Origin of the sequence: Campylobacter sp. RM6914, from assembly GCF_004803835.1 — a bacterium.
Taxonomy (GTDB): Bacteria; Campylobacterota; Campylobacteria; order Campylobacterales; family Campylobacteraceae; genus Campylobacter_A; species Campylobacter_A californiensis.
The window spans coordinates 315,498-334,944 of sequence record NZ_CP012545.1 but is presented as its reverse complement, the minus strand read 5'-3'; the positions used below and the strand labels follow the sequence as shown (position 1 = coordinate 334,944).

Here is a 19,447-nt window from a genome sequence, read left to right as displayed (position 1 = left end):
ATTTTAAAGTTATTTTTGCAAATTATTTCTTGTCTATCATTTTTTTAGCAGCATCAAGAACATCGGTAACATTATCCTTTATCCACTTTTTATCCATCCATTGTTGCGGCCTTACTTCTTCGCCTTGCACTAAAATTCCAAAGTGCAAATGATCTCCAAGCGCAAGTCCGCTTATCCCGGTTGTTCCGATCTGCTCTCCTGGAGCAACATTATCTCCCTCTTTTACATTAGAGCTTGAACAGTGTGCATATAAAGAGTAGATACCAAAACCGTGATCTATTATGATATTTAAACCATAAATTCCATTATCTCCCGCAAAAACCACCCGGCCTGCGTTACTTGAAACGATAGGAGCTTGTGCTACGCTAGCAAAATCTATTCCCATGTGCCAAGACTCACTAACAGGTTGTCCGTTGTATGTATAATACCTATGATCCGCAAAGTCAGCCACTTTTTTACCGTTTCTTAACGGATAAAAAGTATTAACCGCAAAGTCGCTAATTAAATTTGCATCAACATTAGATGTTATCTCGGAGATTTTTTTATTATTTTCATTTCGCAAAGTTTCGTTTATAAATTTCATCTTCTCAAGACGTGATAAATTTAACGCATCTTTTGCGTATTGATCGGTAAGATCTGAAATTTTACCATCCAAGAAATTATCTTTTAACGCGATTGTAGATGTTTTGTATTTTACATTTTGATAAAAATATCTAACGCGAGCCTTGCTTTCGTTGCCCGCAAAATCCCTCGCTATCACATCCGCACTAAAATTCTCGACATTAACCGGCCATGCAAGCACAGCCATGTAATAATTTTCTTGATAAAAAGGTATTGCTTTAAACTGCTTGCCATAGCTAGTTTGAACAAAAACCTCTTTCATTTCGTTATCAGTTGCTTTAAATACAACAACCGCACTACCGCCTTTTGATATAGAATACGACTGAGAAAGCACGTAAAGCTCGGGTTTTGTAGTATCGAGTATAACTTGAACTTTTTTTTCTGATTTATTACCTAAAAAGAAATTCCACCTGCTTGTATCAACAGCTTCTATCGTCATCTCATAGGTCTCTTTTGCGCTAAAAAAACCGGTCTTAGGAAATGTTAAATTTATGTCAAGCTGCTGCGTTGGATTGTCGATTACTTGATTTAGTACAGTTAGGTCGTTTTGTCCGTCATTCATGCTTATACGAACAAATTTGACTCCGCTGTCATCTTGAAATTTAATATTCATCGGTGATCTTAAATTCCAATAAACCTTATCTTTTATACCGATAATAGGCTTGTTTCTTTCAAAATTATTAGAACCTAAAAGATAAAAAATACCTCCGCCTATAACCATGATCAATAAAATCAAAACTACAAAAAACCCGTTAAAACCCTGTCTTCTCATTCAAATCACCCTTAAATTTTTCGTGAATTTTACAAAAAAGCGAATAAATTTTAAGTTAATCATAAAATTTCGCGTATCTTTCTAGCCTGACTCATCCAGTCGTAAAGTTCGTTCCACTGCTCGTTTTGAACTAGTTTTTCGCATTCGCTAAGTTCGTTTTTAAATATTTTAATCGCCTCTAAAATATTGTCTTTATTTTGCTTAAAAATATCACTCCACATTATAGGAGAACTTTTTGCAACACGGATCATACCACGAAATGTAGGGCCTCCAAGCGCCATAATATGCCTTGTGTCCTCTTCTTTTAAAACGCCACTTGCCAAAGAAAATGCGATAGCGTGAGGCAGATGCGAGATTATACCGACATGATGATCGTGCTCTTTTGCGCTCATGAAGACGATCTTCATACCAAGATGAGAAAACAACTCAACCGAGCGCTTAACATGCTTTTCACTACTTTCTTCAAAGTCGCAAACCACAACAACTGCATCCTTATAAAGACTTTTAAACGCGGCTTCCGGCCCAGAATATTCAGTTCCCGCCATCGGGTGAGCCGGTATAAAATTTTTACGAATTTCTTTTGGAACGGCTTGGATGATCTTTTGTTTTGTAGAACCAAAATCAATAATCGTAGTATCATCGCTGATATCGTTTAAATTTTGCATAGTTTGGATTATCGCTTCAACCGGTATAGCAAGAAAGATGATGTCGCATTTTCTTTTCATTTCATCAAGAGTTAAAATTTCATGCACAAGTCCTAACTCTAGCGCCTTGCTTTGATGCTCTTGTTTTATGTCATATCCGCTAACACAAGATATAAGCTTTTCATCCTTTAATGCAAGCCCCAATGAACCGCCGATTAATCCTAGTCCAACTATCCCAACTTTCATATTTAACGCCCTTTTAAATTTTGTCAATTTTTATATATTTTAAAAATAAATATGATATTATACGTCTTTATACTCAATATTTAGGTTAAATTTAATGAAAAAAAGCTTATTTTTAGTACTTTTGGCTCTAAGCGGCCTAAATGCGGAAAAAATTCAGTCTATAAATTTCAAAGGACTTATCCACCTTTCACCAGAAGTCGCAAAGGATATAATGGGTCTTAAAGTAGGAGACGAGCTTACCGGCGATGCGACAGACAGGGCGATAATAAACCTTTATAAACAAGGCTACATGCAAGACATCTGGATAGACACGGATAATAAAGGCAACATAACCGTAAACATAAAAGAAAAGCCAAGCATTGCAAGACTTGACATAAAAGGTGTAGTAACAAACGACAAAACAGCTATCGAGTCTTTAATAAGCATAAAGCCCGGCAATATGTATGACGACTTGATCATAGAAAAAACAAAAGAGAGAATTCGCCAATATTACGAATCAAAAGGCTATTTTGACACGGTTGTAGATGTGCAAAAAGAGGCTGTTGCAGGCAATGAAAGCTCACTGTTTATAACAATGAACGTAAACCGCGGCGAAAACATGATAATCAATAAAGTAAATTTAATAGGCGTACAAAAATTCGACTACAGTGACATGGAGCCGCTTGTAGCAAACAAAAGTCGTGAATTTATGGGTTGGATGTGGGGCAGGAATGACGGCAAAGTCAAGCTTCAAGAGCTTCCTAATGATCCTGCAAGAATTCAAGATAGATACTTTCAAAAAGGTTATCTTGACGCAACCGTATCTTCGCCTTATCTAAACTCATCTTTTGATAACTACACAGCCGATCTTACTTACTATATCCACGAAGGTAAACCTTATGACGTGGCAAAAGTCGGCATAAATGCACCAAGTGAGCTTGAGCTTGATACGGATGAAATTTTAAAAGACTTTAAACTCGAGCCTGGCGACCGCATGAATTCGGCTCGTCTTCGTCAAGACATGAAAAAGCTTGATGACTTAGTAGCCGATAAAGGTTATGCGTTTGTTAAGGTCTACCCAAAAACTCAAAAATACGAAAACAACCAAACGGTTGATATCGAATACGAAGTAGATTCCGGCGAACAAGTATACATAAGAAATGTTCAAATTGCAGGCAACGACCGCACTGTTGACCGCGTTGTTAGACGAGAACTATATCTAACCGAGGGAAATTTATATAGCAGAACCGATCTTCAAGACTCAAAAGATGCACTAAAAAGAACGAGCTACTTTGATGATGTTGATATCAAAGAAGAGCGAGTAGATAAAAACACAGTAGATCTAACAGTTGAAGTCAAAGAGGCGTCTACAGGAACCATTAGCGGTGGTATCGGCTATGGTAGCTCTGACGGTCTACTTTTAAACGCTTCACTTTCTGATACAAATATATTTGGCTCTGGCATGCAAGGAACCATCAGTATAGACAAAAGCGACGATGAACTTTCAGGACAAATCAGCCTTACAAACCCGCGTGTATTTGACTCAGAATACAGCTGGGGCGGAAGCATCTATGCAAACGATTACGACTGGGATAGTTATGATGAAAAATCATACGGCTTTAGTACCACAGTCGGTAGAAAACTTACAAGAAATTTAAATGCCTCTCTAACATATGTCATAGAACAAAGTGATATACAAGGACTAAAAGATGTCTTAAAAGAGGTAGGATATAAAGAGGGCAGAAACATAAAAAGCTCTATAATACCAGCTATCTCGTACAACAGCACAGACGACTACTATCTGCCTCGTCGCGGTATTATCGCAGGCACTTCTCTTGAAGCTGCCGGTCTTGGCGGAGATGAGGAATTCTTTAAAAATAGAACAAATTTCAACTATTATCTAGGTCTTAGAGAATATATCGATTATGACCTAATCATCAGATATAAGTCAAATTTTGGCAAGATATGGGATAATGGATATGTGCCTATCAACGAAAAATTATACCTTGGCGGCATTAGAAATTTACGTGGATATGAAAGTAGAAGCGTCTCTCCAAAAGTGCTAGCCAAAGATGGACAATGGTATGAAACAGGTGGTCAAATAGCCTTTAATAACTCTGTTGAGTTAAGTATTCCATTAATAGAGCGCGTTAAAATGCGTGGCGTATTGTTTTATGACTACGGTATGATCGGAGAGAAAAACCTAAACGAGATAAAACGTTCATCCGTCGGTGCTGGTATAGAGTGGGTTACACCTATTGGACCACTACAACTTATCTTTGCAAGAGCTCTTGATAAAAAACATAACGACGAAACAAACACATTTGAATTTACTATCGGAAGAAGATTTTAATCTCTTTGACGCGGAAATTTCCGCGTCGCCCCTCCTTATATACCAAAAACATAAAGACAATATTTTTATAAATTTAAATCACCTATAAGAAAAAAAAAGGCAATTTTAGATATAATCCGAACAATTTTGTAATTAAGTAGGTCAGAAAATGAATTTTACCGATATTTTTTCCAAAATACGAAAAACGCAGCCACGCCCGGAAGAGGCGCCAACTCACTGGGTAAAGTGCGACCGCTGTCACTCGTTAATGTATTATAAAGAGGTTGAGGCGTGTTTTAACGTATGCCCAAAGTGCGCTCACCACATGAGATTAAAACCGGAAGAACGTATAAAACTTATATGCGATGAAGGCACATTTGTTGAATTTGATGCAAATTTAAAGCCTGTTGACCCGCTAAATTTTGTTGATAAAAAATCTTACAAAAAGCGTATTAGCGAAAGTAGTGAAAAAACGGGACGAAACAGCTCAGTAATTTGCGGAGAAGCGAAATGCGAAGGTGTTGGTATCCAACTTGTGGTATTTGACTTTGGCTTTATGGGTGGGTCTCTTGCCTCGGTAGAGGGAGAAAAGATCGTTCGTGCTATCAAGCGCGCTATCACAAAGAAAGAAGCATTAGTTATCATAAGCGCTTCAGGCGGAGCAAGAATGCAAGAAAGCACATTTTCTTTAATGCAAATGTCAAAAACATCTGCAGCTCTTAAGCTTCTTGATGAGGCTAAAATTCCTTACATTTCTGTCCTAACAGACCCTACCATGGGTGGTGTAAGCGCTAGTTTTGCATGGCTTGGAGATATTATCATAGCAGAGCCCGGTGCACTTATAGGATTTGCAGGACAGCGTGTTATAAAACAAACTATCGGAGCTGATCTGCCGGACGGTTTTCAAAGGGCTGAATTTTTACTAGAACACGGACTTATCGATGCTATCGTTCCTAGAAACGAACATAAGAAATTTATAAGCGATATAATAAAATTTTTAACAAACAACGCACCGCTTAAGCACAAAAAACCAACCCTTGATGAGTTGGAAAATCAAGAATTTTTAAATTCTAACGATAAGCCGTTTGAATTAAAGTTAAAAAACAAAGGCTAAATGTTGGAAATTTCTGTTTTTAGTATACAAAAAACAAAAGCCGATAACTTTGAAAAAGAGATCAAAGAGTATATAAAAATGTCGGCTAAATTTGCAAATATTAAAGACAAAATACTTTTTAATGATAAAATCGCAAAGGCTCAAAGCATAGGAGCAAATGATGCTTTAAAGGCTTATGACGAAGTTTATGAGCCAAATTTAAAAGGCTACTGCATCATGCTTGATGAGCGCGGAAGCAGTTTAAACAGCAAAGATTTTGCAAAAATTTTTGAAAACAACAATCAAATCAACTTCTTCATCGGTGGCGCTTACGGCCTTAGTGAAAATTTAAAAAATAAAGCAGACAAGATCATTAGTCTAAGCCCGATGACATTGGCGCACAAGATAGCCAAGCTCATGCTATTTGAGCAAATTTTTAGAGGACTTTGTATAAATGCAAACCATCCCTATCATAAATAAAGGACATAGATGACACAAAAAGATTTAGAATTTTTTAAGAAACTTCTTGAAGATAGAAAAATTCAAATAAAAAAGAACATTGACGATGCTGCAAGTGAGGTAAACGGCTTAAGAGATAGTGGCGTAAGTGACGAATTTGACATAGCTTCCATCAATACCGATCAATTAATCGAACAATCAATCTCAGCTCAACAAAGAGCCGAACTTGACGAGATAGCACTCTCTTTGAGTAAAATTTTTAACAATACCTACGGAATTTGCGAAATGTGTGAAGAGGAGATAGGCATGGCTAGGCTTAAAGTAAAACCACATGCAAGATACTGCATAACATGTCGTGAAATAGTGGAAAAAACAGCCAAAAAATAAAGGATATCGGATGAAAACTAGACGATTTTTTATCTACTCTGTCATTTACGTTTGTTTGGTCGGCGCATTTATATACACGCTAGATAACTCTGAACATACATTTAACCTTTTAGATTACTCTTTAACCCTTCCTCTTGCTATATGGTTTATGCTTCCAGTTGCGCTTTTTTCGCTGCTTGCAGTGCTTCATATACTTTATCACAGTTTTAGTATGTATAGATATAAAAGAAACATCAAAAAAGACGGTGCATTATATAAAGAGATGACAAAAGAAATTTTACTTGGTCTTGAGTCAAACAAAGAATTTAAAACAGATATTTATAAAATTCCAGCTCAAATACTTCGCATACTGTCTCCTTGGAATCAAAACAAAGACACTAGTATCGAAGATGCTGAAATCAATAGCGTAATACAAAATGTAAAAAGTGTTCAAAACGGCGACGTTGTTGATATCAAAAAATTTAAACTTCCAAAAGAAAATCCTCTAAATTTAAAGAACGAAGTAAATAAAGTAGAAAAACTAAGCAACTACTACGCTGAAATTTTAAAAAATTCTTCAAATGCAGACGAGTCTTTACTTAAAGCGGTGCGCGAGAAAATGATAAAAACAACAAGCTATCAAGAGATAAAAAGAGCAAATTTTAGCCTTAGCGCTGACGAGATAATGCTTATCGTAAGTAGGTTTGTTAATGATGAGATAGCCTTAGAAAAAGACGAGATAGTTGAGCTACTTAATAATGTCAAAATAACAAAAGAACAATACGTAAAATCAGCTATTTTACTAAAAGACAAACTAAAACCGGATGCATTTATTGCGGTATTTGAACAGTTAAAAACTGATCATGCAGATGCAGAGGAAGCTTACATATATGCCCTATATGAGCTTCAAATGATAGACAAAGTAAGAGATGCAATAGAAGGTAGCGATAACGACGAGTTTAAAGAGATAAAAACTCTATTATTTTTACGAGATAACGGCAAGATAGTATCCACCTCTTTGTTTTATAAATGATCGACTTTTCTAAAAAACCTCTATTTTTAGCTCCATTGGCAGGCTTTTCCGACCTGCCTTTGCGCAGCGTTGTTAAGAAATTTGGCTGTGATGTGACAGTAAGCGAGATGATAAGCGCAAATGCATTGGTCTATGAAAGCTCTGATAAAACATTAGAAATGCTTAAGAAATCTCCAAATGAAAATCCATATATCGTGCAAATAGCAGGTAGCGATGTAGCAAACATCAAAAAAGCCGTTCAAATAATCAATAAATTTGACGATATAGACGGCATAGACCTAAACTGCGGATGTCCTGTGCCAAAGGTTGTACGCCAATGTGCAGGATCGGCGCTTTTAAACGATCTTGAACTTTTAAAACAAATAATAAAAACAATAAAAGAAACCTCCAATAAAAAACTAACAAGCGTAAAAATAAGGCTTGGTTTTAACGAAAAAAACCATGTTAGCATCGCAAAAGCATGTGAAGATGCTGGAGCTGACTACATTGCGATCCATGGACGAACAAGAGCCGGTGGCTATAGCGCGCAAGTTGATTACGACGCTATTGCACAAGTAAAATCATCCATTAAAATTCCCGTTATAGCAAATGGAGATATAAACGCACAAAATGCTGATGAAATTTTAAATACCACAAACTGCGACGCCCTCATGATAGGAAGAGCAAGTATCGGCAAGCCATGGATATTTAATGAGATAAAAAGTGGCAAAAGTGTAGATATAAATTTAAAAAGAGAGATCATCTTGGCTCATTTTGACGCAATGATAGAGCATTACGGCGAACGTGGAAGTAATATATTTCGCAAACATCTACACCAATACAGCAAAGGCATGAGCGAGGCTACAAATTTTCGCAACGAGATAAACCGTATCGAAGATACTGGCGTCATGCGAGCATTGATAGAGAGTTTTTTTGCTTAGATGCAAGGCTACATCATACATACGCAAAAGGTTAAAGACGAAGACCTTTTGGTGTATATTCTAACGGAAGAAAACGTTATAAAATCCTATCGGTTTTACGGCGCTCGTCATGCTAATATTATGACCGGATATAAAATCGACTTTGAACTTGTAGAAAATCAAAATTTCTTACCGCAACTAAGAAGCGTCTTGCATCTTGGTTTTAGATGGCTCACAAATCGTGACAAACTTATTATATGGCAACAATTAATGAGGCTTTTTTATCTGCATTTAAAAGACATAGGCAGTGTAGATCAAATTTATTTTAACGAGCTTGAAATTTGCGCCAAACGCTTTGGGCTTGCCAATCCAAAACGTTTAATTATCGAAAGTTATATTAGAATTTTAGAAGCCGAGGGACGTTTACATTCCGAATTTGAGTGCTTTGTTTGCGATGAAGTTATCAAGGATAAAGTGTGCCTAACAAGAGGTTTTCTACTCTCGCATCCACATTGTTTTAAAAGAGATGAATTTGATAAGCAAGCGATAGAAATTCTTTTTAACACCAACAGCACGATAGAACTAAGCGACAATGATGTAAATAAAATTTATCAAATCATCCTAGAAGGATTTTGACATCAAATTTAATATGCCTTAAAAAATGTATCTGAGTGGATATTTTCAAAGGCTGATTTTAATGAAATGAAAAATTTTGGATTTTCACGCTCTAAATTTGATAGCATATCTTTAGTTTCAGCTCGTGCACGTGGAGACTTGCCGCCATATGTTCTAGCAGGACAGCTCTCCTCTTCGTTCATTATAGGAATTTCGTTTTTAACCGCACAATCCCTAAGCTGTCTTTCACGAACTAAGATTAACGGTCTTATAACACTTAGTCCGTTTTCTGCCGTATATTTTGGAGCTAGCGTTCTTAGAGCTCCGTTATATGTCAAATTCATAAAAAAACTCTCGGCAGCATCATCTAAATGATGTGCGATGGCTATTTTGTTAAAGCCGTTTTTTAACGCATAACTGTAAAGATATCCGCGACGCATACGACTGCAAAAGCTACAAAAAGTCGTATTTTCGCGGATCTTTTCCTTACCAAATTCAAAGATATTAGTGTCAATGACCTCGTAAGGAATTTCATGCTCTTTAAAATGCTCTTTTATAGGAACAAAATTCTCACCTATACCATAGCTAACGGTAACAGCTTGAAAATCCCAATTTAACGGGCTTACCGAGCAAAAATGCTTAAGCAAGTGTGCCAAGGTCATACTGTCTTTACCGCCGCTTAGCGCAAGTAAAATTTTGTCATTTTCCTCAAACATTTTATATTTAGCGTTCGTCTGACCGACTACGCGAAGTAGCTTTTTGCTAAGATCTATCATAGTTGCGAAACCATGTCAAGAACAAAATCCGCACTAACTTCAGCCGAAGTATGCAAAAACTCGTCAAAATCACATGTTGCATCACCGCTCGCCTCATCACTTATGGCGCGCATCATAAAAAATGGCACATCTAATTGTGTGCAAACTTGCGCTACACTAGCACCCTCCATCTCAACCGCAGAAGCATTAAATGTATTTTTTATCCAGTCTTTTTTCTCTTGGCGACAAACAAACTGATCGCCAGTTGCGATAATACCGCTTTTAAGATCTATGGCGTGTTTTTTAGCGACACTCTTTGCTATCTCATTTAAACCCTCATCGGTTTTTGTAAAAATTTCAATACCTGGCACATAGCCATAAGGATGACCAAAATCCGTAATATCCAAATCATGTTGAACAAGACTTGTTGCAAAAAGTAAATCTCCTATCTTAAGCCCATCGGCAAGAGCGCCCGCTACACCGGTAAAGAGTAGTTTTTCTGCTTTAAATTTTTGTATCAAAATACTTGCTGTAAGAGCGGCATTGACCTTGCCTATCTTTGAATAAGCAACAACTATATCTTTACCGTTGTAGTTTGATGTATAAAATTTATTACCTGCATACTCAATAACTTCGTAGCCTTGTAGTCTATTTAAAATAGGCGTTATCTCTTCGTTCATCGCACCAAGTATTGCTATCATTTATCCTCCAAAATTTTAACAGCCTCGTCAAGACTTGCCATATCGGTAATGCTGATCGTAGGTGTATCGGTGATTTTTTTATTTATGCCGCTTAGAACCTTTGCACCAAATTCAACAAATATATCAACGGGATTATTTTCTATGCTTTGTTTATAAAGAACTGGCTTGATTAGTTGCTCTTTAAGTAAATTTAAAGCCTCGTTACGACTTTTATAAGGCTTTGCCGTTACATTTGATACAACCGGAGCAAAATCATCTTTTAGATATCTTGCAAGCTCTTCGCCAAGTTTTTGTGAAGCATTTTCAAGCAAAGGACAGTGACTTGCAACCGACATATTTAAAAGCATAGCTCTTTTTGCACCGGCTTCCTTAAATTTTGCCTCAAGTTGTGCCAGATCAGAACTAAGACCGGCTACCACCACTTGACCGTTGCAGTTAAAATTTGCAGCATAGGCACAAAGCCCTTGTGTTCTTGCTTCAAGGCAGATATTATTTATAGTTTCATCAGCTAAATTTAATACAACCATCATGCCGGCACCCTTGCCGTCACAGTCTTGCTGCATAAATTTTCCTCGTAAATTTACTATCTTTAAAGCCTCTACAAACTCGAATGCACCACTAACAGCCAATGCGCTAAATTCTCCAAGTGAGTGACCTAAAGAAAATTCTGAAGAGGTACTAATGCGTTCCTTGAAAGCCAAAAATGTCATAAGCGAATTTAAAACAATAGCCGGCTGGGTAAATTCGCTTATGTTTAGTTTGTCATTCTCTTCAAATAACAAATTTTTAAAATCGATCTTTAGCTCATCTGACGCAAGTTCTAGTAGCTCACGAGAGCTATTGAAATTTTCATAAAATTCTCTTCCCATGCCAAGAGTTTGAGATCCTTGGCCAGGAAATATAAATGCTGTTTTCATGCTATATCTTAATGATGGTGTCTACCGCAGCAGCCGCCACCGTGTCCATGATCGTCATCATCGTCATCATGATCATGTCCATGTCCGTGACCGCCACAACACTCACCATCGCCGTGCTCATGATGACCGTGTCCGCCGCAGCAGCCGCCATCGCCATGATCATGTCCGTGACCGCCACAACCACAAGTGTGAGCACCGGCAACCATGCCTGTAGCCTTTTCATCTTCTGTTGCTTCTCTAACTTCTAGAATTTCAACATTAAATAATAAGTTGCGACCCGCATAAGGATGGTTAAAATCTACTACAACTTCATCGTCTTTAATCTCTTTAACAATTACACGAACACTTGAGCCATCTTCATTTTGACCAAATAGCTCCATGCCCTCTCTTAAATCAATACCCGCGAATTGTTCTTTTGGCAAAGCTTGGATAGCTTCGGCGTTGTATTCGCCGCACGCTTGGGCAGCATTGATAGCAATTTCAGTTCTATCTCCGGATTTTAATTTACTAACTTCTTCTTCTAATTTTTCTATAATGTGGCCACGACCCGTTATAAATGAAATTTCGGCGCCACCTTGCATATTTGACTCTAAAATTTCACCGCTATCGGCATCCTTTAACTCATAAAACATAGTTATGACTTGATCTTTACTCATAAATATCTCCTTATTAAAATAATAATAAGATTATATCTAAAAAAGTTTAATGTTAATTACGATCTGGAGAGGCTTTGGCTTCTTTACTGTCTGGGTATCCGACCTTAAGAGCCTTATAGAAGCGATTTGCGCTTTGAGTGTCACCTATTTTATCAAAGCTTATCGCCGTATGGTATAGAAGTTTTGGTGTATAGTCAGCCTTGTCGTTGGCTTCTATACTTTTTTGATAGTATTTTATTGCAGTGCTGTATGATTTTTGCTTATATGCAACTTCGCCTAGATAAAAATTTGAAGTAGATGGTTTATAGTTTTTTTTCAAAAGATATTCAAAATACTCTGCAGCTTCGGAAGTTTTATTTGAATTTAAAAGTTTTATACCGTCAGACATTACATCTTTATCATTTTTACCTGAAAAATTTGATTTAGTTTTATTTTGATTTTGATCAGAAGCTTTTTGGCTATTTGAAGTATTTGTATTTTTTTTATCTATCAAACCACTTAATTTATTTAATGTGTCTGTTATATTTTTATAATTTCTATCTTGAATTTTTCTTGTTTCTTCAACATAGGCTTTAAGTGAAGCGAGGCTATTTCCAGAGTTATTTACATCGCCGTTAACTCTAGTTTCTAAGTCATCAACTCTTTGCTCAAGTTTATTCATCCTTAAACTCATGCTTTCAATCAAACTTTGAAGACCTTGAAGCTGTTCTGAAACACTATTCATATTTTCTTCAATATTTTGAACACTACGCCTATTACTTAAGGCAGCTTTTTCCCCGTCTGTTAAACCATAAGGCGAAGCAGTGTTTATATTACCGGCATCAAATGCAGAAACTTCAGCAAAAAGAGAGATTGCGACCCAAAAATTTAGGGCCGCAAGAAGTAATATTTTTTGATTCATTACTAATTATGGAAGAACTTTGAATTCTGCACGTCTATTTTGAGCGTCGCATGCTTTAGTTTTATCTGTGCAAACTGGGTTACTCTCACCGAAACTAACAACAGCTACTCTATCTGCATCAACGCCGTTTCTAACAAGAGCGTCTTTTACGCTTTTAGCACGTTTTAGACCTAGAGCGTAGTTGTACTCATCAGTACCCCACTCGTCGCAGTTACCTTCTACTTTAATAGAAAGAGCTTTTGCTTCTTCTTGATTAAATACTACAGCATTACCGCTTACAACACCTTGTTGGTCAGCTTTAATGTTGAATTTGTCAAAGTCGAAGTATACATTTTTAACTTGACCTTCGATATTTGCGATAAGAGCAGCTAGTCTATCAGCATCGCTCATCATATTTGTATCAGCACCTTTATTAGCATCAGCACTCATATCTACCTCAGGGTTTTTAGAGCTACAACCGCTCAACAATAAAGCTGCAACAGCAACACTTGCTAGAACTACTTTTTTCATTTGCAATCCTTTTAATGATTTAAAATTTGTGTGGAATTATACCATAAATTTACAAAAATTTACCAATCTATTGACTGAATTTTACCGATTTTTAATGGAAATTGGAAACTTCTATTCTCATTTAACCTAATAACCCCCAAAGAACTTTGAGAACCAAGCTGTTTTATAAATACAACACTTTGTCCATCGCTTGAAAATCTAGGGTAGTTATTTTTACCACTTGCCGTTAACTGTCTTATAAAATCAGTTTTAGTAGAGATAAGATAGATGTTAAAAGTTCCGGCATCATTGTTGTCTTCACGGCTAGAATAAACTATGTAATTTTCAAATGTACTTACAGAGTTGTTGTTCTTACCGTGAAAAACCATCTGTTCAACACTTCCGCTTCCGTTTGAATTTATGGCAAATACATTTGGATAGCCAAGTCTATCGGAAACAAAAACCACTCTTTGGTCTGCATCCACAAAATTTCCATTTACGTCTATTCCAGGATAGTTTGTAACTTGGGTGAGTTTTTTGCTGGCGATATTGTATGTATAGATGTCAGGTTGATCTTTTGGCGCCATTGTAAGCAAAATCGTATTGCCGTCTTTGCTAACGTCAGAAGCTATTAACATACCGTTGCTGTCTATGATTTTACTTTTAGTTCCGTTTGAAAGATCATATCTAAAAAGAGTTGGTTTGTTATTCACATACGAAGTGTAGTAAAATTTAGTTTGATCAGCTCCACCCCATTTTGGAAATATATTAAGCCCGCCACTTACTATAGTTTTTTGATATGTGAGTGTGTAGTCTGCCACAACTATTGAACTTTGTCTTGCAGATGTGTATTTTGAAAAGATAATAAATTTCTCCATCCAACCAACAGGAGGTAAATTTAACTCATTTGTCAGCTCAACTATACTTTTGTGTGCCAAAAATGGATATTTCGCACCATCTGGCATTGTATAAATTCTTTCGTATTTAACACTTGCAGTTTTTGCATTAATCAACTTAACTTTTAATGTCAAAGGTGAATTTGCCGAGCCTTCAAGAGCGTATCTAAAAATAAGCTCAACACCTTTACCACCCATAGTATTAGTCTCAGCCGTGCCTTCGTAGGTAGAAGCTATGTGCTCTTCAATAACCTCAAAATCAGAACTAACCTTTAAATCCCCAAGCATAATCTTAAAAAATTTCTCTTTAAAACTTGGATCACTAACCGCCGTAGTTGCGTCTTGCAGAGCGATTTTGGGAAGTGCGATACCTTGATTTATAATAGACATGGTAGCATCAGCGGCATAAAGCCACAACGTACAACACAAAAAAAGAACGATCTTTTTCATACTCTCTCCATTTGATTTTTGTTTTTGGTAATGTATCTAAAATTTTTAAATTTATTCTAATTTATCTTCTAAACTAAGACTAATGGATATCGTTTTACCTGCTGAAAAAGGAAATTTCTCACGAGTTAAACGCTCTAAACACTCTTTAACCTTTTCATTAAAAGCCGCATCATACGGCAATTCTAATATTTCGTAACTGAAATTTCCACTGCCGTCAATAACGGCTTTGATTTTAGCTACACTATTTGAATTTGCTTTATAGCTTTGCCATTTTCTTTGTATCTGTTTTGATATAGCTCCCATAAGCGGATCATAGACACCGCTCATTTGTGATTTTGGAGCTTTTGGAGTCGAGTCTATTTGTAAACTTTTTACTATATCGCTGGCTTGTGAACTAGGCTCAGCAGCATTTGATGTTTCACTTTTTTTACGACTTTGAACTTTTTGCGGTTTTGATATACCGCTATCTTCTTTAAGTTTTGCTGTGTCGATATTTTTAAAGAGGTCTTTTATATCCGGAATTTCTGGTTTTGGTTCTTCTTTTGCAAGCTCATCTTGGCTAGGTGGAAGTTTGACTGTGGGTTTGGTCTCTCCTTTTGGAGTAGGCAAACTCGGCGTTGGCAAAGGTTCTTGCGGAACTGCTTTGTTTGTAGTTTCTTGTTTAGGCTCTTCCTTTACCTCCTCTTTAGGAACAGGTTTTGTCTCTTTTTGTTTTTCCTCTTGCTTTGGAGCTTTTATGGTTTCAGCAATTTCGCTTTCAACCATAACAATATCCATAAAAGCATCTTTATCGTCAGTATATTTCTTTGCAGGCTCCGTAAAAAATGTAAGTTTTACGAAGAGAACAAGAATTATTGATATATACATAGATAAAGCTACGAAAAACGAACTAATCGTAGGAAATTTTGAACGATCTGACATATTATCCGTTTGTCTCTAAAGCAACTTTGTTAAAACCGGCATTTTTTAATGTTTTTAAAACAAACATAACATCATCGTATTTTAAATTTTTATCAGCTTTTATATATACGGGTGATGATTTGTCATATTTTGCAGCCATTAAAATAACATTATCAGGTAGTTCGGCTAAATTTATTAAAGCCTGTTCTATCCTAACTTTTCTTTCGACATTAATATATACAACCAAGTCTTTTTGCTTTGCTGCAGAAGTTTTGGTCTTAGAACCATCAGGAAGTGCAATATCCTCTTGGTAAACTATAGTTGGTGCTGTTACCATTAAAATAGCGAGCAAAACGAGCATAATATCAACAAGCGGAGTAATATTAAGCTCGGGTTGCCCCTCGTCAAATTTTAAAGCCATATATGCTAAATCTCGTTTTCTTCTCTTTTTAAAGCGATCAAAACATCGGCTTCACGTTCAATAGTGCTTGTTAGCTCGTATGCTTTTCGTTTAATTAGTAGATTAAATGTATATGCTGGGATCGCAACAAAAATACCAGCTCCGGTTGCAACAAGAGCCTCTGATATGGCCGGAGCTATTACGCCAAGTGACGAATTTGCACCGTTGCCAAGTTGTGAAAACGTCTCAAGTATCGATATAACTGTTCCAAAAAGACCTATAAACGGCGATGTTGAAGCTATAATACTAAGCCATGTAAGTCCGCTGGTGGCATTTTTTTCTGCTACACTGATACAAACATTGAGCTTCTCGCGAGAAATTTTGCTTCCCGCACATTTACGCAAGCTTGATTCATTTGGGATATTTTTTGCACCCATTAGCAAAGATTCAAGAGCATTTTGCTCTCGTTTTTGCCACGCCGCAATACCTGCCATTCTTGAAAAAAGTATTGTAAAGCTGATTATAAAATATATAGATAACCAGCTTAAAACAATAATAGTAATAAAGCTACTTCTTTGGACATAGTTTAAAAACAGATCTATTCCGCTCACTTATTTCGCTTTCACCATATTTTCCATTTTTGCGATTGTCGCTGCAAAGGCATTTGTTTCACTACTCATGCTCTCTATAAGCTCCTTAGCTTTATTTAGGGCATTTGCTAGTTCACTCTCGCTTTTACCTGATACATATACAGCTCCATCTGCCAAAACAACGACCTTACCTTCGTCTATCTTGGCATACCCCCAGTTAATAGCAACAATATCATGATTTTTATTTTTATCTTCTATGTCAATAATACCTGCTTTTAAGAGCGATATTAAAGAGGCGTGATTTGGCAAAACGCCAAATTCACCCTCGCTACCCGGAAGCACTACACTACTCACGTCATTTGCAAAAACCTGACCCTGAGGAGTTACTATTTCTAAATGTAATTTATCCATTACGCTTCCTTTTTAAAATTAAGCCTTAAGTTTTTCTGCCTTAGCGATAGCCTCATCAATGCTTCCAACCATATAGAATGCCGCTTCAGGAAGATGATCGTATTTACCTTCAAGTATGCCTTTAAATCCGGCAATGCTCTCCTCAAGGCTTACATACTTACCAGGGCTTCCAGTAAATACCTCTGCAACGAAGAATGGTTGAGATAGGAATCTTTCGATCTTTCTAGCTCTATCAACTGTAACTTTGTCTTCTTCACTAAGCTCATCCATACCAAGAATCGCAATGATGTCTTGTAGGTCTTTGTATTTTTGAAGAACAGCTTGAACGCCACGAGCAACTTTATAGTGATCCTCACCCAAAATTTGAGGGTCAAGCATACGCGAAGTTGAGTCTAGTGGGTCAACCGCAGGATAGATACCTTTTTCAGCAATAGCACGGTTAAGAACTGTTGTTGCATCAAGGTGAGCAAAAACCGTTGCAGGAGCCGGGTCAGTAAGGTCGTCTGCAGGAACGTAAACTGCCTGAACAGAAGTAATAGAGCCTTTTTTGGTTGATGTAATTCTCTCTTGGAATTTGCCCATCTCACTAGCAAGTGTTGGTTGATAACCAACAGCTGATGGGATACGTCCAAGAAGTGCTGACATCTCTGAACCTGATTGAGAGAAACGGAAAATATTATCGATAAACATCAAAACATCAAGTCCCATCTCATCACGGAAGTATTCAGCCATTGTAAGACCAGTAAGTGCGATACGGTTTCTTGCCCCTGGTGGTTCATTCATCTGGCCATAGCATAGGGCAACTTTATCCAAAACGTTTGACTCTTTCATTTCATGATAAAGGTCGTTTCCTTCACGAGTTCTCTCTCCAACACCTGCAAATACAGAGTAACCGCTATGTTTAAATGCAACGTTGTGGATAAGCTCCATGATGATAACTGTTTTACCAACACCAGCACCACCAAACAGACCAACTTTACCACCTTTTGCATAAGGGGCAAGAAGGTCAACAACCTTAATGCCTGTTTCAAAAATTTCACTTTTTGTGCTTTGCTCTTCAAATGGAGGTGGATCGCGGTGAATAGACCAATGTTTATCAAATTCAACACCTTCGCCTTCGTCTATAAGATCGCCGACAACGTTAAAAATTCTACCTAATACTTTCTCGCCTACAGGCACGGTTATAGGTGCACCAAGAGCCGTAGCCTCTAGTCCACGAGTAAGGCCTTCACTCATATCCATAGCAATCGTTCTTACGCGGTTATCTCCAAGATGAGCGGCAACTTCAAGAACTAACTTATTTTTCTTGCCCTCAACTTCAAAATAAACTTCGATAGCTTCGTTAATTTTCGGGAGATAGTCGCCAAAATCAACGTCAACGACAGGTCCCATAACTTGGCTAATAATACCTTTCATTTATACTCCTTTACTTTCTTACTTCATTGACTCAACACCACTGATAATCTCAATAAGTTCAGTAGTGATAGACTGTTGTCTTGCTTTATTGTAGGCAAGATTTAATTGTCCTACGCGCTCTTTTGCATTATTTGTAGCATTGTCCATAGCCTGCATCCTTGCACTATGCTCAGCTGCAAGCGAGTCAATAAGTGCATAATACATACTATATTCAAAATACTTTTGTAAAAGCTCGTTTAAAATTTGAGAATAATTATCCTCAGGCTCAAATTCCATTAACGAATTTGTTTCAACACCGATAATCTTTGCCGGCTCAATAGGGACAATCTCATTTACTCTAATCTCTTGTGAGATCATATTTTTATATCCGTTATGAACCAAGATAACCTTATCGGTTGCACCGCTTAAGAAGTCATCTATAGCTTCTTTTATGATGCCTTGAGCTTTCTCGTATGTCGGAGAAGAACTTACTCCAACATAACTTTCTAGCAAATCAACGCCTTGAAAGTTAAAAAATTCAATACCCTTTTTACCGATAGCACGAAGACGAACTTTGATCTTTTTGGATTTAAATTCCTCTATCATATTTCTAACGGTTTTGATGCTTTGGACGTTAAATCCTCCACAAAGCCCTTTATCGGCAGTAACAAAAATAATATCAACCTTTTCAATCTTCTCTTTTGTATTGAAAAATTTACTTTCAGCCGCAACTGAAGCGTATTGATTTATCTTATATGCTATCTCCGATAAAACTTCATTTATCTTAAGTGCATACACTCTTGAATATCGTGCCGCTTCTTCCGCCTTACGAAGCTTGGCGGTAGAAACAAGTTTCATCGCACGAGTAGTCTTTTGTGTATTTTGAACACTCTTGATCTTTCGTTTGATATCTTTTAAATTTGACAT

At 36.9% G+C, this 19,447-nt stretch carries 22 protein-coding genes; 7 read left to right on the top strand and 15 right to left on the bottom strand.

The window, feature by feature from the left end:
• Positions 1-22 precede the first annotated feature (22 nt).
• Positions 23-1,393, bottom strand: coding sequence for a M23 family metallopeptidase (locus CCAL_RS01755; protein WP_170015046.1), 1,371 nt, complete (start codon positions 1,391-1,393; stop codon positions 23-25).
• 59 nt (positions 1,394-1,452) lie between these two features.
• Entirely contained in the window at positions 1,453-2,283 is an 831-nt protein-coding gene (locus CCAL_RS01750; RefSeq protein ID WP_169937195.1) for a prephenate dehydrogenase, read from the bottom strand.
• A 94-nt stretch (positions 2,284-2,377) separates the two neighbouring features.
• Between CCAL_RS01750 and bamA the strand changes: the two genes are divergently transcribed.
• The 7 genes from bamA to recO all read left to right on the top strand — a co-directional run bounded on the left by bamA (position 2,378) and on the right by recO (position 9,080).
• Entirely contained in the window at positions 2,378-4,615 is a 2,238-nt protein-coding gene (bamA, locus tag CCAL_RS01745) for an outer membrane protein assembly factor BamA (protein WP_170015048.1), read from the top strand.
• Between the two features lie 148 nt (positions 4,616-4,763).
• Positions 4,764-5,708, top strand: a complete 945-nt coding sequence (gene accD / locus CCAL_RS01740) for an acetyl-CoA carboxylase, carboxyltransferase subunit beta (RefSeq protein WP_170015050.1) — start codon at positions 4,764-4,766, stop codon at positions 5,706-5,708.
• A 3-nt stretch (positions 5,709-5,711) separates the two neighbouring features.
• Positions 5,712-6,167: a 23S rRNA (pseudouridine(1915)-N(3))-methyltransferase RlmH gene (locus CCAL_RS01735; protein ID WP_169937190.1), complete on the top strand. Its 456-nt coding sequence runs from the start codon at positions 5,712-5,714 to the stop codon at positions 6,165-6,167.
• Between the two features lie 9 nt (positions 6,168-6,176).
• Positions 6,177-6,533 (top strand): RNA polymerase-binding protein DksA, encoded by a 357-nt coding sequence (gene dksA / locus CCAL_RS01730; protein WP_169937188.1) that lies wholly within the window; start codon positions 6,177-6,179, stop codon positions 6,531-6,533.
• Between the two features lie 10 nt (positions 6,534-6,543).
• Entirely contained in the window at positions 6,544-7,545 is a 1,002-nt protein-coding gene (locus CCAL_RS01725; RefSeq protein ID WP_169971815.1) for a LapA family protein, read from the top strand.
• The gene (locus CCAL_RS01720; protein ID WP_170015052.1) at positions 7,542-8,465 is read left to right on the top strand and encodes a tRNA dihydrouridine synthase; all 924 of its coding nucleotides are present in this window, start codon (positions 7,542-7,544) and stop codon (positions 8,463-8,465) included. Before CCAL_RS01725 ends, CCAL_RS01720 begins: the two co-directional genes overlap by 4 nt.
• Positions 8,466-9,080 (top strand): recombination protein RecO, encoded by a 615-nt coding sequence (gene recO, locus CCAL_RS01715; RefSeq protein ID WP_170015054.1) that lies wholly within the window; start codon positions 8,466-8,468, stop codon positions 9,078-9,080.
• A gap of 8 nt (positions 9,081-9,088) precedes the next feature.
• On the opposite strand, the gene CCAL_RS01710 is transcribed toward recO, so the two are convergent.
• The 13 genes from CCAL_RS01710 to atpG are packed head-to-tail and all read right to left on the bottom strand — an operon-like array spanning position 9,089 to position 19,447.
• On the bottom strand, positions 9,089-9,835 hold the full coding sequence (locus CCAL_RS01710) for a tRNA 2-thiocytidine biosynthesis TtcA family protein (RefSeq protein WP_170015056.1): 747 nt from the start codon (positions 9,833-9,835) through the stop codon (positions 9,089-9,091).
• A complete protein-coding gene (locus CCAL_RS01705) occupies positions 9,832-10,515 on the bottom strand; it encodes a 5'-methylthioadenosine/adenosylhomocysteine nucleosidase (protein ID WP_169971816.1) in 684 nt (227 codons plus the stop codon). The genes CCAL_RS01710 and CCAL_RS01705 overlap by 4 nt, the downstream gene beginning before the upstream one ends.
• Positions 10,512-11,432 carry an ACP S-malonyltransferase gene (gene fabD, locus CCAL_RS01700; protein WP_170015058.1) on the bottom strand — a complete coding sequence of 307 codons (921 nt, stop codon included), beginning with the start codon at positions 11,430-11,432 and terminating at the stop codon, positions 10,512-10,514. The genes CCAL_RS01705 and fabD overlap by 4 nt, the downstream gene beginning before the upstream one ends.
• A gap of 8 nt (positions 11,433-11,440) precedes the next feature.
• A complete protein-coding gene (locus CCAL_RS01695) occupies positions 11,441-12,088 on the bottom strand; it encodes an FKBP-type peptidyl-prolyl cis-trans isomerase (RefSeq protein WP_170015060.1) in 648 nt (215 codons plus the stop codon).
• Positions 12,089-12,140: 52 nt separating this feature from the next.
• The gene (locus CCAL_RS01690; RefSeq protein WP_170015062.1) at positions 12,141-12,989 is read right to left on the bottom strand and encodes a tetratricopeptide repeat protein; all 849 of its coding nucleotides are present in this window, start codon (positions 12,987-12,989) and stop codon (positions 12,141-12,143) included.
• A gap of 6 nt (positions 12,990-12,995) precedes the next feature.
• On the bottom strand, positions 12,996-13,499 hold the full coding sequence (locus CCAL_RS01685; RefSeq protein WP_169971818.1) for an OmpA family protein: 504 nt from the start codon (positions 13,497-13,499) through the stop codon (positions 12,996-12,998).
• A 59-nt stretch (positions 13,500-13,558) separates the two neighbouring features.
• Positions 13,559-14,824, bottom strand: a complete 1,266-nt coding sequence (tolB, locus tag CCAL_RS01680; RefSeq protein WP_170015064.1) for a Tol-Pal system protein TolB — start codon at positions 14,822-14,824, stop codon at positions 13,559-13,561.
• Positions 14,825-14,875: 51 nt separating this feature from the next.
• Complete coding sequence (locus CCAL_RS01675) at positions 14,876-15,745, bottom strand: TonB C-terminal domain-containing protein (RefSeq protein WP_170015066.1); 870 nt, start codon at positions 15,743-15,745, stop codon at positions 14,876-14,878.
• Position 15,746: 1 nt separating this feature from the next.
• A complete protein-coding gene (locus CCAL_RS01670) occupies positions 15,747-16,145 on the bottom strand; it encodes a biopolymer transporter ExbD (RefSeq protein ID WP_170015068.1) in 399 nt (132 codons plus the stop codon).
• Between the two features lie 5 nt (positions 16,146-16,150).
• On the bottom strand, positions 16,151-16,735 hold the full coding sequence (locus CCAL_RS01665; RefSeq protein WP_169937162.1) for a MotA/TolQ/ExbB proton channel family protein: 585 nt from the start codon (positions 16,733-16,735) through the stop codon (positions 16,151-16,153).
• A complete protein-coding gene (atpC, locus tag CCAL_RS01660) occupies positions 16,736-17,125 on the bottom strand; it encodes an ATP synthase F1 subunit epsilon (RefSeq protein ID WP_169937160.1) in 390 nt (129 codons plus the stop codon).
• 18 nt (positions 17,126-17,143) lie between these two features.
• A complete protein-coding gene (gene atpD, locus CCAL_RS01655) occupies positions 17,144-18,541 on the bottom strand; it encodes a F0F1 ATP synthase subunit beta (RefSeq protein WP_169937158.1) in 1,398 nt (465 codons plus the stop codon).
• A gap of 18 nt (positions 18,542-18,559) precedes the next feature.
• Positions 18,560-19,447 (bottom strand): ATP synthase F1 subunit gamma, encoded by an 888-nt coding sequence (gene atpG, locus CCAL_RS01650; RefSeq protein ID WP_169937156.1) that lies wholly within the window; start codon positions 19,445-19,447, stop codon positions 18,560-18,562.

Bases quoted from the DNA above. Each gene is read 5' to 3' on its own strand.
- dksA (WP_169937188.1), top strand. From the start codon at position 6,177: ATGACACAAAAAGATTTAGAATTTTTTAAGAAACTTCTTGAAGATAGA.
- bamA (WP_170015048.1), top strand. From the start codon at position 2,378: ATGAAAAAAAGCTTATTTTTAGTACTTTTGGCTCTAAGCGGCCTAAAT.
- CCAL_RS01705 (WP_169971816.1), bottom strand. From the start codon at position 10,515: ATGATAGCAATACTTGGTGCGATGAACGAAGAGATAACGCCTATTTTA.
- atpC (WP_169937160.1), bottom strand. From the start codon at position 17,125: ATGGATAAATTACATTTAGAAATAGTAACTCCTCAGGGTCAGGTTTTT.
- CCAL_RS01720 (WP_170015052.1), top strand. From the start codon at position 7,542: ATGATCGACTTTTCTAAAAAACCTCTATTTTTAGCTCCATTGGCAGGC.
- CCAL_RS01690 (WP_170015062.1), bottom strand. From the start codon at position 12,989: ATGAATCAAAAAATATTACTTCTTGCGGCCCTAAATTTTTGGGTCGCA.
- CCAL_RS01685 (WP_169971818.1), bottom strand. From the start codon at position 13,499: ATGAAAAAAGTAGTTCTAGCAAGTGTTGCTGTTGCAGCTTTATTGTTG.
- accD (WP_170015050.1), top strand. From the start codon at position 4,764: ATGAATTTTACCGATATTTTTTCCAAAATACGAAAAACGCAGCCACGC.
- CCAL_RS01755 (WP_170015046.1), bottom strand. From the start codon at position 1,393: ATGAGAAGACAGGGTTTTAACGGGTTTTTTGTAGTTTTGATTTTATTG.
- CCAL_RS01695 (WP_170015060.1), bottom strand. From the start codon at position 12,088: ATGAGTAAAGATCAAGTCATAACTATGTTTTATGAGTTAAAGGATGCC.
- CCAL_RS01750 (WP_169937195.1), bottom strand. From the start codon at position 2,283: ATGAAAGTTGGGATAGTTGGACTAGGATTAATCGGCGGTTCATTGGGG.
- atpG (WP_169937156.1), bottom strand. From the start codon at position 19,447: ATGTCAAATTTAAAAGATATCAAACGAAAGATCAAGAGTGTTCAAAAT.
- CCAL_RS01725 (WP_169971815.1), top strand. From the start codon at position 6,544: ATGAAAACTAGACGATTTTTTATCTACTCTGTCATTTACGTTTGTTTG.
- CCAL_RS01710 (WP_170015056.1), bottom strand. From the start codon at position 9,835: ATGATAGATCTTAGCAAAAAGCTACTTCGCGTAGTCGGTCAGACGAAC.
- atpD (WP_169937158.1), bottom strand. From the start codon at position 18,541: ATGAAAGGTATTATTAGCCAAGTTATGGGACCTGTCGTTGACGTTGAT.
- recO (WP_170015054.1), top strand. From the start codon at position 8,466: ATGCAAGGCTACATCATACATACGCAAAAGGTTAAAGACGAAGACCTT.
- CCAL_RS01670 (WP_170015068.1), bottom strand. From the start codon at position 16,145: ATGGCTTTAAAATTTGACGAGGGGCAACCCGAGCTTAATATTACTCCG.
- tolB (WP_170015064.1), bottom strand. From the start codon at position 14,824: ATGAAAAAGATCGTTCTTTTTTTGTGTTGTACGTTGTGGCTTTATGCC.
- CCAL_RS01675 (WP_170015066.1), bottom strand. From the start codon at position 15,745: ATGTCAGATCGTTCAAAATTTCCTACGATTAGTTCGTTTTTCGTAGCT.
- fabD (WP_170015058.1), bottom strand. From the start codon at position 11,432: ATGAAAACAGCATTTATATTTCCTGGCCAAGGATCTCAAACTCTTGGC.